The sequence below is a fragment of the Acidiferrobacteraceae bacterium genome (assembly GCA_037388825.1).
Taxonomy (GTDB): Bacteria; Pseudomonadota; Gammaproteobacteria; order Acidiferrobacterales; family JAJDNE01; genus JARRJV01.
Genome location: JARRJV010000004.1, coordinates 43,329 through 54,691 on the forward strand (window position 1 = coordinate 43,329; position 11,363 = coordinate 54,691).

The 11,363-nt window shown below is 62.2% G+C and carries 13 protein-coding genes; 5 read left to right on the forward strand and 8 right to left on the reverse strand.

The window, feature by feature from the left end; translation table 11 throughout:
* The first annotated feature begins 3 nt into the window (after nt 1-3).
* The 3 genes from P8X48_01425 (at nt 4) to P8X48_01435 (ending at nt 2,748) form a co-directional block, all read left to right on the forward strand.
* Nucleotides 4-219, forward strand: a complete 216-nt coding sequence (locus P8X48_01425) for a zinc-finger domain-containing protein (protein MEJ2105974.1) — start codon at nt 4-6, stop codon at nt 217-219.
* Between the two features lie 69 nt (nt 220-288).
* Nucleotides 289-1,623, forward strand: coding sequence for a UDP-glucose/GDP-mannose dehydrogenase family protein (locus P8X48_01430; GenBank protein ID MEJ2105975.1), 1,335 nt, complete (start codon nt 289-291; stop codon nt 1,621-1,623).
* Between the two features lie 150 nt (nt 1,624-1,773).
* Nucleotides 1,774-2,748 (forward strand): sulfotransferase, encoded by a 975-nt coding sequence (locus P8X48_01435; protein ID MEJ2105976.1) that lies wholly within the window; start codon nt 1,774-1,776, stop codon nt 2,746-2,748.
* Nucleotides 2,749-2,759: 11 nt separating this feature from the next.
* Here the strand turns inward: P8X48_01435 and P8X48_01440 are convergent, their stop codons facing one another.
* From P8X48_01440 to P8X48_01455, 4 genes are all read right to left on the reverse strand, one after another.
* A complete protein-coding gene (locus P8X48_01440) occupies nt 2,760-3,464 on the reverse strand; it encodes a sulfotransferase family 2 domain-containing protein (protein ID MEJ2105977.1) in 705 nt (234 codons plus the stop codon).
* Nucleotides 3,465-3,489: 25 nt separating this feature from the next.
* Nucleotides 3,490-4,413, reverse strand: coding sequence for a glycosyltransferase family 2 protein (locus P8X48_01445; protein MEJ2105978.1), 924 nt, complete (start codon nt 4,411-4,413; stop codon nt 3,490-3,492).
* Nucleotides 4,414-4,490: 77 nt separating this feature from the next.
* Nucleotides 4,491-5,141, reverse strand: a complete 651-nt coding sequence (locus P8X48_01450; protein ID MEJ2105979.1) for a sulfotransferase family 2 domain-containing protein — start codon at nt 5,139-5,141, stop codon at nt 4,491-4,493.
* 73 nt (nt 5,142-5,214) lie between these two features.
* Nucleotides 5,215-6,039, reverse strand: a complete 825-nt coding sequence (locus tag P8X48_01455) for a hypothetical protein (GenBank protein MEJ2105980.1) — start codon at nt 6,037-6,039, stop codon at nt 5,215-5,217.
* A 122-nt stretch (nt 6,040-6,161) separates the two neighbouring features.
* Between P8X48_01455 and waaC the strand changes: the two genes are divergently transcribed.
* Both waaC and waaA read left to right on the forward strand, forming a co-directional pair.
* Nucleotides 6,162-7,133: a lipopolysaccharide heptosyltransferase I gene (waaC, locus tag P8X48_01460; GenBank protein MEJ2105981.1), complete on the forward strand. Its 972-nt coding sequence runs from the start codon at nt 6,162-6,164 to the stop codon at nt 7,131-7,133.
* Nucleotides 7,134-7,143: 10 nt separating this feature from the next.
* The gene (gene waaA, locus P8X48_01465) at nt 7,144-8,430 is read left to right on the forward strand and encodes a lipid IV(A) 3-deoxy-D-manno-octulosonic acid transferase (protein MEJ2105982.1); all 1,287 of its coding nucleotides are present in this window, start codon (nt 7,144-7,146) and stop codon (nt 8,428-8,430) included.
* Here the strand turns inward: waaA and P8X48_01470 are convergent.
* The 4 genes from P8X48_01470 to P8X48_01485 are packed head-to-tail and all read right to left on the reverse strand — an operon-like array spanning nt 8,417 to nt 11,135.
* On the reverse strand, nt 8,417-8,839 hold the full coding sequence (locus P8X48_01470) for a nuclear transport factor 2 family protein (GenBank protein ID MEJ2105983.1): 423 nt from the start codon (nt 8,837-8,839) through the stop codon (nt 8,417-8,419). The two genes, waaA and P8X48_01470, sit on opposite strands and share 14 nt — an antisense overlap.
* A complete protein-coding gene (locus P8X48_01475) occupies nt 8,836-10,176 on the reverse strand; it encodes a TolC family outer membrane protein (GenBank protein MEJ2105984.1) in 1,341 nt (446 codons plus the stop codon). The genes P8X48_01470 and P8X48_01475 overlap by 4 nt, the downstream gene beginning before the upstream one ends.
* Complete coding sequence (locus P8X48_01480) at nt 10,133-10,456, reverse strand: rhodanese-like domain-containing protein (GenBank protein ID MEJ2105985.1); 324 nt, start codon at nt 10,454-10,456, stop codon at nt 10,133-10,135. Before P8X48_01480 ends, P8X48_01475 begins: the two co-directional genes overlap by 44 nt.
* A 25-nt stretch (nt 10,457-10,481) precedes the next feature.
* The gene (locus P8X48_01485; protein MEJ2105986.1) at nt 10,482-11,135 is read right to left on the reverse strand and encodes a protein-L-isoaspartate O-methyltransferase; all 654 of its coding nucleotides are present in this window, start codon (nt 11,133-11,135) and stop codon (nt 10,482-10,484) included.
* Nucleotides 11,136-11,363 lie beyond the last annotated feature (228 nt).

Consider the following 11,363-nt stretch of genomic DNA (forward strand, 5'->3'; position numbering starts at 1 on the left):
CAGGTGAACCAGGTACATACCCACAAGCCCGGAACCGGCGACAAGCCGTCCAACGCGCAACAGCGCTACGTGGTCACGCGCAAGGACCTGCCGCTGCACTGTCCCATGGACGGCATGACCCTGTGGAACTCGCACCCGCGCGTATTCCTGCCCATCGAGGACAGCGGCGAAGAACGCTGCCCCTACTGCGGCGCGATATACGTGCTGAAAGACGACTGATCTCTTCCGGGTTCGCCCCGGTCCCGTCCCATCGCCCGCCACCTGGCACTCCGCACCAGGAGATAGACAGTGAACGTTACGGTATTCGGAATCGGCTACGTAGGTCTGGTTACCGGGGCCTGCCTGGCCGAGACCGGAAACGACGTCGTATGCGTCGATATCGATCCGGCCCGGGTCAAGCGCCTGGAGGCGGGCCATCTCCCGATCTACGAGCCGGGGCTCGAGGACATCGTACGGAAAAACATTGCTGCCGGGCGATTGCATTTCACCACGGACGAGCGCGTTGGCGTCGATCACGGCCTGTACCAGTTCATTGCCGTCAACACACCACCCGCCGAGGATGGTTCCGCCGACTTGCGCAATGTCCTGACGGTCGCCGGGCAGATCGGCACCCACATGAATGCTTATCGTGTCGTGATCAACAAATCCACGGTGCCGGTCGGAACCGCGGAAAAAGTGGAACAAAAGATTCGCGAGATCCTTTCATCCAGGAACAAGGAAGTCTCCTTCGACGTCGTGTCCAATCCGGAGTTTCTGAAGGAGGGAGCCGCAGTCGCGGACTTCATGCGCCCCAATCGCATCGTCGTCGGCGCCAGCGATCATCAGGCCTTCGAGCACATGCGTAGGCTCTACCGGCCATTCAACTGGAATCATGAGAAACTGATCGAGATGGATCCGCCATCGGCGGAACTGACCAAGTACGCCGCCAACGCAATGCTCGCGACCAAGATCAGCTTCATGAACGAGATGGCCAACATCGCCAGTCGCCTGGGTGCGGATATCGAGCAGGTCCGCCTCGGAATCGGCGCGGATCCCCGCATCGGGTTCCATTTTATCTACCCGGGATGCGGCTATGGCGGATCGTGTTTTCCCAAGGACATCCGGGCACTGAGCAAGACCGCCCAGGGTGCGGGCTATGACGCCACGCTGTTGGCCGCCGTGGAAGAAGTGAACGCCGCGCAGAAGAAGATTCTGGCGGAGAAGATCCTCAGGCATTTCGGTGGCGACATCGCGGGCCGGCAGTTCGCCCTGTGGGGCCTGGCCTTCAAACCCAACACCGATGATATGCGCGAGGCACCCAGCCGAACGGTGATCGACGCGTTGACGGAACGCGGGGCGACCGTTGTTGCCTATGATCCGGTTGCCAGGGAGGACGCGCAGCGACTATACGGCGACAACAGCAGCTTCCGCATCGTCGATGCCCGGGATGACGTGCTGGCGGGTAGCGATGCCCTGATCATCGTTACGGAGTGGAAGGAATTCCGCAGCCCCGACTACGGCGCCATCAAGAATAAGCTGAAATCCCCGGTCATTTTTGATGGACGAAATATCTTCGATCCACGGGAGATGGAAACCCTCGGAATCCGATATTATGCTATCGGGCGTGGTCTGAGTCAGAGCTAGTGCTGGCGGGCCAGCTGGAACCGGGCAAAAAGACCCGTAGTACAGCCCATTTGACGTAGTGCCCGGATAGCTGGTTGATTCGGTGGACCCATGGTCTGCCCGTGCCGGCGTTTGTTTTGTGCTACAGCCCAAACCGGATAGCCAAAGACAATGACCGAAGCGATATTTCTGCTTTCCCTGCCGAGATCCGGATCGACCCTGTTGCAGAGGATTCTGTCCAGTTCCCGCTATGTGGAAACGGCGCCGGAACCCTGGATTCTCCTTCCCCTGTTGACCGCGGATACCGACGAATACTCGTTTTCCATCTACGGCGAGACCATCAAGAAGAACGCCATCAACGATGTGAAGGAAAAAATCGGACCGGACACCTACCGGGAATCCATCAGCCTGTCGGCACACAAGATCTACTCCGCGCTGGCCAACGGGAACCGGTACTTTCTCGACAAGACGCCGCGCTATCACTTTCTGGCAAAGAAGTTGTACCGGTACTTTCCCGACGCGAAGTACATCGTGCTCTGGCGCAATCCGCTCGCCGTCGCCAGTTCCATCGTCAACACCTGGGGGAAGGGAAAGTGGAAGCTGCACGGTCGCGAGGTGGACCTGTATCTGGGGCTTGAGTCCCTGATTGAATTCACCGAGGAATACGGGGACCGGGAAAATGTCCATACGATTCGATACGAGGACCTGGTAACGAATCCGCACGGCTGTGTCCAGGAGCTCACCCGCTTTCTGGGGATCGAAGACGAGAATATCGACGAGATGCTCAAGATGGGGGACACGGGCTACGCGGGTGGAATGGGCGACAAGGAAGGCGTGAAGAAATTCGGTGACCGGATCGCGCGCAATACCGATGCATGGAAGGAGTGTTTCAACAACCCGGTACGGAGGATGTGGGCCAGACGATATCTAGGCTATCTCGGTCCCCGCAGACTGGGGCTCATGGGCTACGATATGGATGAGCTGCTTTCCGGGCTTCGCAAAGGCCCCCATCGCTGGATAAACGTCCTGCCGGATCTGTTTCGCATCGGTCGGGGAATGATCTGGCGGTTCACCGAACCCGCGATCCGCAAGGACAAGATCAGAAAGCTGATGGGGCACGGCAAGGGCCCGTATATCCACCGCTAGGGCAGCGGCGGTCAGTCCGGGCCCGGAAAGGTGTAGCCGTGCAGCGCGATCTCGGTCGCGAACACCCGCGCCACGAAACCCCGTTGTTCAGTGGAGTAGAAATCCTGGCAGGGCCTGCGGTCGCGCCGCCAGCCACCCTTCGCGCGCACGCCCAGTGAACCGGAAAAAGGGATTCCGAGCCGGTCGAAGACCTCCCCCAGGCCCTCCGTCAGGTTCTCGTAGCGCACCACGGTATCGACAAGAAGCCGCGGTTCCTCGGTTCCGCTGGTGTAGATCGGGTAGTTCAGCGGGAATTTCCCCCGGGCCAGGTATTCCTCGAACGTGAGGCCGCCTTCGTTCCGCGCCGCCCGGTCGTAGTAGTGCGATACGATCTTGTCCCACGGATTCCGTTCGACGGTGAACTTGTAGTAGTTGTCCCAGATGTCGGCGGGAATGCGGCTTCGCAGGACCTCGCCGCGCATGTGGTTGTAGAACCGCTTGCGCTTGAGGAGCCGACGGGTGGTGGCCATGTATTCACCGGCACCGAGGATCCGGTATTCCGGCAAAGGATTGAAATATCCGCGCCAGTTCCGCGCCTTGTGCGGGGCAACGTAGGGACGGATGGGAGTGACGATGTCCTCGGGACCGCAGTGCTGCGACAGGAAGACCTCGATGCTGGTGCCGGCGGTCTTGAACGTCTTCAGGAAGATGAACTTGTACTTGTGCGAAACAATCATGTGATTCCGTGCGCGGGCGGTCCGGCTAGCGGCCGAGGATGCGGGCAATGGTGTCCCGGCCAAAGGTGTCTTCCTCCAGGATCCCGTATTTCTTCAGGAACGCGATGTCCTCGTCCGGCAGCAGAAACTTGTTGAATTCGTTTTCCAGGGTTCCGTTTTCCAGCATCTCGACCCACTTGTAGTTGCGCGGGCGCAGCACCCGTTTCAGTCCGGGCGTTTGCAGCACCGCGCGCCGGTCCTCGACCTTCTTCAGGAAGCGGTCGTAGCTTCGCAGCGGGTAATGATACACGACCACGTTTTCCGACCATCTGCGGTTGATCGGCCGCATGATGTGAAGCGCCGAGTGGTTCCCGCTCAGCACCCGGATCAGCCCGTGGGGATTGACCATCACATTGCGCGCGACCTTGCGAATGTAGAGCGACATCGTGTCTTCAAACTCGTTCAGGTCCTTCCCCCAGGCGATGGGGTTTCGCACCTTCAGGATGCTGTCGTAGAACGGATGGCCCGACTCGACCAGGCTCTTGCTGAGCAACATGTTCTGCCGCGGGCACCGGATCACCGAGCCTTTGCGGTCCAGGCCGGTCTTGAGGCTCCCGCTGCGCGGGACCCAGAACTCGTCGGCATCATTGCTTGCGACCCAGTCCGCGCCGAGCTTCGTTCGCGCGATTTTGGCCAGCTTCGTCACCCATTGACGTTGCTGGTACATATTGGAGGGCTCGTGCAGGACAATCATCTCAAACTCCTTCGCGAGTTCGTCGACGATCTCCGGCGTGCGGTCATCGGATGCATTGTCCATGATGACGAAGGCGTCCACGCCCATCCTGGCATGAAACCGGATGTTGTCCTCGATGATGTCCTCTTCGTTCCGTACCAGAAGAGTCATGACCAGGCGCAGGTCGGACTTGTTGAAAAGGAGGTTCTTCGTATATTGGTACAGGGGTCCTGGCATGTTTTGCTACCGTCGGGTGTTTCTCTTCGAGCCTTGTTTGATCTGATTCGTGCCTTGCGTTTGCCTGCTTGCCGGAACTACTCGAAGCGGTAGCCAAAGGCTTCGATATCGCGATTGTAGTGTTGCGCGACAAGATCTACCAGATCGCTGGAATAGTACTCGCGGTAGTCCTTGCGCGTTTTATCCATGCGTCGGCGCGGCAGATCAATCGAGATGCCGATCTTGTCCGCGATGTGCTGATAGTCTTCCGCCAGGTTCTCGAACCGCCCGATGAAGTCCGCCAGGATGGTCCCGTCCAGGTCGATCAGGTAATCGATCTGCGGCTGGCTGAGACCGTCGATGTAGTAGTTCCATGGTCGCTCCGGATCGAGTCGGTACTTCAGGTACTCGGCGAAGCCGTCGCGCCCCGCCAGCAGCTGCGGGTGGTCGCGCAGCAGGTGGTGATACGCGCTGACCTGCACGTCCCACGGGTTGCGCACGAAGGCGAATTTGAACAGTTTCGCGAACACGTCATGGGGAAGCATCTCCTTGGCGGCGATGATCCGGGCATGGCGCGGAAACTTCGTGCCCAGGCGGTGCCCGGTCATGTGGCTGAAGCGGCTGCAGATGAACTGGAACGGGTACAGCGGGTCACGCCAGCGAATCCGGTTCAGGGCCGAGCGCATGCTGCTGCCACCGGTCTTGGCGATATGGACGAAAAGAAAGTTGTACCGGTTGGAGAGGATCATCTTTGTTCAGTGTGTTCCCGTTCGGGCCGTGGGCTCCGGGGTGCCCCTATTGTAACCGGCTTGCGGCCATCGCCTACTTTTTCAGGACCTCGATGGGGATTCCGCCGATTTCCGACGCAGTTTCGCCGAAGGTGCTCCAGTACGAGCCGTAGATCTTGCCGGTGGCGGACAGGGTATACAGGTCGACCAGTGCATCCTGGATCCCGCCCGGATCGTTGCGGCTCAGGCGCTTGTGCTCGTGGACCACGATCCGGTCGCCGAAGATCTTGCGCAGCTTCGCCTCCTCCTCCGGCGAATCGGTTGCCAGGAACACCTTGCGCCCTTCGTTGGCGTCGAGTTCCCGGGTGATGGCCTCGACAAACAATTCCGTCGGGCTGTTGGCGATCGACAGCCTGTGATCCGTCCGGCGGATGTGGACGCCGATGGAATCGTCACCGAGCTGTTTGCGAAGATCCGCGATGCGTTTCTGCAGGTCGGCGACCGGCGTCAGTTCGCGATAGGGTTTTTCCGGAAAGTACAGGCGCGCGCCGGCAGTGATCTTGACGGTATCGTTCTGTGCGACAATCTGTTCGAAGTCGATCTGTTCGATGTCGATCCCCCGCCGCTGCCGAACCTTTACCCTGAGATCGAGAACGGCGTCGTAGCGATAGCGGTCGAGCCGCAGGTTCAGCCTGCGCACCATCTCCCCGCCAAAGCGGAAGTAATTGGGCTGCTTGAGAGTGGTAACCCGATCGGGAAGGGCGAACAGGCTTTCGAACGGGCAGTTGAACTTCTTGATGATGGGCCAGATCAGGATCAGGGGCTTGTCGAATTTCTCGGCCAGGCCGAATGCCGAATCCAGGGCGCGCATCCGGTTCGCCAGACCCGCAAGGGTCTCAATTGTCAGGGTACCGCTCATCGTGGATTCTCTTTCGCCGCGGTCAGGGAGACACTCCGCGCAATCCATAATACACTCTCGCGAAAGCTGAGTCTTTCACCCCTGCCCGGGCATACCCCATTCCGCGACCGCAAAGAGACTCGATGTCGAAAGAAATTCTTCTGGTAAAAACCTCGTCGCTTGGCGATGTGATTCACTTCCTGCCTGCGGTCAGCGACATCAAGGCATTCGTTCCCGACTCCGACATCGACTGGCTGGTCGAGGAACCGTTCGCCGGGATCCCGCGGCTTCACCCCGGCATACGCGACGTCATTCCGGTCTCGCTTCGACGCTGGCGCAGGGGCCTGTTCAAAAAACAGGCACGGATGGAAGTCGGTCAATTCATCCGCGGTCTGCGCCAGTTGCGCCATGACTACGTGATCGACTCCCAGGGTCTGATGAAGAGTGCCTTGCTCGCGGTGCTCGCGCGCGGACCGGTCTACGGCGCCGATCGCGTGTCCGCGCGCGAGCCGCTGGCGTCCGCATTCTATAAATACAGGTATCCCGTGCCGCGGGAGCGGCATGCCGTCGAGCGTGGCCGCATTCTCGCCGCCGGCATCTTCGGATACGGGATCGAACAGATGCCGCTGAACTACGGCATTGCCTGCGATGAACCCAGGGCCGAGTGGTTGCCGCCCGGGCGCTACGTGGCCTGCCTGCACGGAACCAGCCGCGCTTCCAAGTTTTGGGCCGAGGACCGCTGGATCGGCTTGCTGCGCGAGCTGATCGCGGCCGGGGTCGCGCCGGTGCTCCCCTGGGGCAATGCCGCCGAGCGCGAACGTTCGGATCGCCTTGCGAAAGAGGTCGCCGGGGCGGTCGTTGCTCCGCACCAGACCCTGGCCCAGCTGGCGGCCATGCTGGCGCAGGCGGACGCGGTGGTCGGCGTCGACACCGGACCGGTACATCTCGCCGTCGCCCTGGGTCGGCCCACCGTTGCCCTGTACACCGATACCGATCCCGCGCAGACCGGTGTCTACCCCATGCCGGGAAAGACTGGTATTAATCTCGGAGGGATCGGCGCATCGCCCGCGGTGGCGGACGTTGCTGACGCGCTGAAGGACATCGGCCTGTTCTGAGTATTCACCTATGTATACGATCTACAACCTGGTGCTGGCCCTGTTCTTCCCCGTGATCATTTTTCATCTTGTGATTCGGGGGTTCCGCAATCGCGACTACTGGAAGCGCTGGCGCGAGCGCTTCGGATTCATCAACCGCGTATCAGCGGAAAAGCGCATCTGGATTCACGCCGTGTCCGTGGGCGAGACCCGGGCCGCGGCCTTGCTCGTGCCCCGTTTGCAGGAGACGTACCCGGACTATCGCCTGTTGATCACCACCATGACCCCCACGGGTTCCGCCCAGGTCCATTCCCTGTTCGGCGGCGACGTGGACCATTGCTATCTCCCCTACGACTATCCGGGCGCGGTCACCCGTTTCCTCGATCGCAGCCGGCCGAGCCTGGGCATCGTCATGGAGACCGAGCTGTGGCCCAACCTGTTCCGCGCCTGCGGCCGGCGCGAGATCCCGTTGCTGGTTTCCAATGTGCGCATGTCCGAGAAATCCATGAACGGCTACCTGCGCTTCGCCCGCCTCGCCCGCAGCACCCTGGAGTGCGTGCAGAGTTTCGCCGTGCAGACACCCGCCGACGGCGAGCGCATGATGAAGCTGGGCGCGCCCGCATCACGCGTGCATGTCAGCGGCAGCATCAAGTTCGAACTTGCCATCCCCGCCAGCCTGACCGAATCGGCCGAGGTCCTGCGCCGCAGCTGGGGCAACAATCGCGCGGTGTGGATCGCCGCCAGCACCCACGAGGGCGAAGACGAATCCATGCTCATCGCCTATCGGCAGCTCAAGCTCGAGCATCCCGAACTGCTGCTGGTGCTGGTCCCGCGCCATCCCGAACGCGCCGCGGCCATCGCCCGCCTGGTACGCCGCCGCGGCCTGTCCCATGTCCTGCGCAGCGAGCACCCGGGCGACATCACCTCCGAGACCGACGTGCTTGTCGGCGATACCCTGGGCGAGCTGCTGCTGTTCTTCGGTGCCTCGGACGTGGTGTTCCTCGGCGGCAGTCTGGTGCCCACGGGCGGACACAACCTGCTGGAGCCCGCGGCCCTGGGCAAGCCGGTCATCGTCGGACCGCACACCTTCAACTTCCTCGACATCACGGCCATGGCCGTGTCCCGCGGTGCCGCCACCCGCATCCGCAGCAGCGACAGCCTGGCGCCCGCGGTGGACGAACTGCTGCGCGATGCGGAGCTGCGTTTCCGCATGGGCGAGGCCGGCCGGAAGATGGTGGAGGAAAACCGCGGCGCCCTGGAGCGCAACCTGGAACTGATCGGGGAACTGCTGCCGCCGACCGCGGCTAGTGCAGGGTGACTTCGGGCGTGGATTGTTCGCCGCTGGGTCCGGGCGAGGCATGGTGCAGGACCATGTGCCAGCCATCTTCGCCGCGGCGGTAGACATTGGTTGCCACCATTGCGGCGACCTTGGGTTTCTCCCGGCCCATGGTGATCTCCTCGCGAACCACGTGCACGGCGACGTCATCGGACTCGTCGTACTGCAGTTCCACGATATTGAAGCGCAGTTGCTGGCCCGAGCGGCAGATGGCCTGCCAGCTGTCGCGCACCGCGGCGCGACCGTTGAGCGGCGCCCCCATGGGATGCACACACACGATGCTTTCGTCCGGGGCCCAGGCCTGCATCAGGGCCTCGATGTCATTGCTCTCGAGGGCGTCGTAGAAGGCACGCTCCGCGTCCCGCGGCGAGTCGAAGCGGCGGGCGCTCATTGCAGCCAGCCGTTGATCTGCTTCAGATCGCTTTCCGCCAGGGTGCCGGCCGCCTGTTTCAGGCGCAGCAGGCTGAACACAAAGTTGTAGCGCGACTGCGCGTAGTCGCGTCGTGCCTGGTACAGGTCGCGCTGCGCGTCCAGCACTTCCAGGTTGGTGTTGATGCCGGCCTCGAAGCCCGTCTGCTTGGCCTCCAGTGCGCTCTGGCTTGCAATCACCGCCTGCTTCAGGGCGTTCACGCGGCTGGCGCCGCTGGTGATTCCGAGAAAGGCGTCCCGCGTCTGCCGTTCCACCTGGCGCCGCGCAAGTATCAGGTTCTGCCTGGCGGCGTTGTAGCGGTACGCCGCTTCCTTGGACAGCTTGTGGGTCAGTCCGCCCTGAAAGATAGGCATGCTCAGTTGCAGGCCGACGGAGGTACCCCGGGTGTTGAAGGCCGTGCCGGTGAAGCCGGAATAGGAATCGGAGTAGTTGTAGCTGCCGACGATGTCCAGGCTCGGGTAGTAGCCGGCATGCTGCTTGCTGATTTCGCGCTTGGCGATGGTGTTGGCTTCGCGCGCGGCGATCACCTGGTAGTTCTGGTCCAGTGCGCGCGTCACCCATTCGCCGATCACCGGCGGGTCCGGCTGCGGCAGCGGCATGTCTTCCCTCAGGCTGAGGACTTCCTTGGGCACAGTGCCGGCGACCTCGCGCAGGGCCTGGCGTGCATCTTCCAGCCCGTTCTGCGCCTCCAGCACCTGGGCCGCGGCCAGCTGGTAGCGTGCCTCGGCGTCGTGCACCTCGGTAATGGTGCCAAGGCCGACCTTCAAACGCCCCTGGGCCACCTCGCGCTGCTGGGCGATGGCGGCCTGTTGGGATTTCGCCAGCCCCAGGTTGTCCTGCGCCAGCAGCAGGCCGAAGTAGGCCTCCGCCACCCGCCGCATCAGATCCTCGCGCGCGGCGTTGAAGTTGGCGGCGGCGGCACGCACGCTCGCATGGGCCTGGGCCAGGGCGGCGAAGGCGCCGAAGTTGAACACCGGCTGGGACAGGCTCACCGAGTAGCCGTTACTGTTGTAGGTCTTCTGCCCGGAAAGGTTGTTGGTGCTGTCGTTCCAGGTAGCGTTGGCGCTGGCGTTGATGTTGGGCAACAGTACCGCGCGCGCCTCTCCGGTCTTCTGCTGCTCGGCCATATAGTTCGCCCGGGCGGCGAGGAAGGTCGGGTCGTTCTTCAGCGCCTGCTGGTAGGTGTCCAGCAGGTTGGCGGCCAGCCCGGCACGGGGGATCAGGGCGAACGCAAGGCTCGCGAGAATGAATGTACTAGTATGTCGCCATTTGTTGGTCAATTTCTTTGGCCCAGGCATCGATCCCACCGCGCAAATTGTACACGTTCTCCAGCCCGGCATGCTGCAGAAAAAACGCCACCTGCTGGCTGCGGATACCATGATGACAGAAGACCACCACCTTTTGTTCCGTATCCACTTCAGCAATGCGGCTGGGGACCTGGCCCATGGGCACCAGCACGGCGTTGGGCAGGGTGCAGACCTCGGCCTCCCAGGGCTCGCGCACGTCCAGCAGGACGAAGTCCGTTCGATTTTCGTCAAGCCACTGCTTGAGTTCGCTGACGTTCAGCTGCGGAATCATGGGCGTGCGCCGGCCGGCGCGCCGGTCAGAATTCGAAGCGGCGCGGTGCCTCGGCGCCCGGCAGGGGGGCGAGGTCGGTTTCGAACAGGACGACGTCGCTGATGCTGCGATCGCCCACGCGCTGGAACAGCTTGGCCTCCATCACCGGGGACTTGCCGATCACCGCCACCATGCGACCGCCGATGGACAGGTTCTTGAGCAGCGCATCGGGCAGGACCGGGACCGAGCCGTTGAGCACGATCACGTCGTAGGGGCCGTGCTGGCCCCAGCCGTCCAGGGCGTTGCCGGTTTCCAGGGTGACGTTGTCGATACCGTGGCGCGACAGGTTATCCGCCGCCAGGGCAGTGAAGGCCGGATCGGTGTCCACGCTGTAGACATGGGCGCCCAGGGCCGCCAGCAGCGAGCTCAGGTAGCCGCAGCCGGTGCCGATCTCCAGGATCTTGTCCGAGGACTGGACCTCCAGGGCCTGCAGCAGCCGCGCCTCGACCTTGGGCGGCATGATCTCCCGCTCCTTGCTCAGCGGGATGTGCATGTCGGCAAAAGCGAGGTTTTTGTAGGCCCGCGGGACGTATTCGTGCCGGGGAGAGCTCCCCATCAGGTCCAGCACCTGCTTGTCGAACACCTCCCACGGCCGAATCTGCTGCTCGACCATGTTGAAGCGCGCTTGTTCGAAATTCATGTTCGGTTCCTGCTAACCAGCGACCGGAAGACCCGGTACAAACGAGGAAGGGTAAGTCTTCCCGGCCGCTGCATCAAGCGAAAGGGTGCTCGTTCCTGACGCAGGCATTAAGTGCCATTAGTCACGCCGCAACGCCAGATGCGGTTACACTCTTGACGCCGGCAATGCGCTTTCCAGATGCACTTGCGCCAGCTGTTGCCGTCACGCTATGTTCTGAGCGCCGCTGGC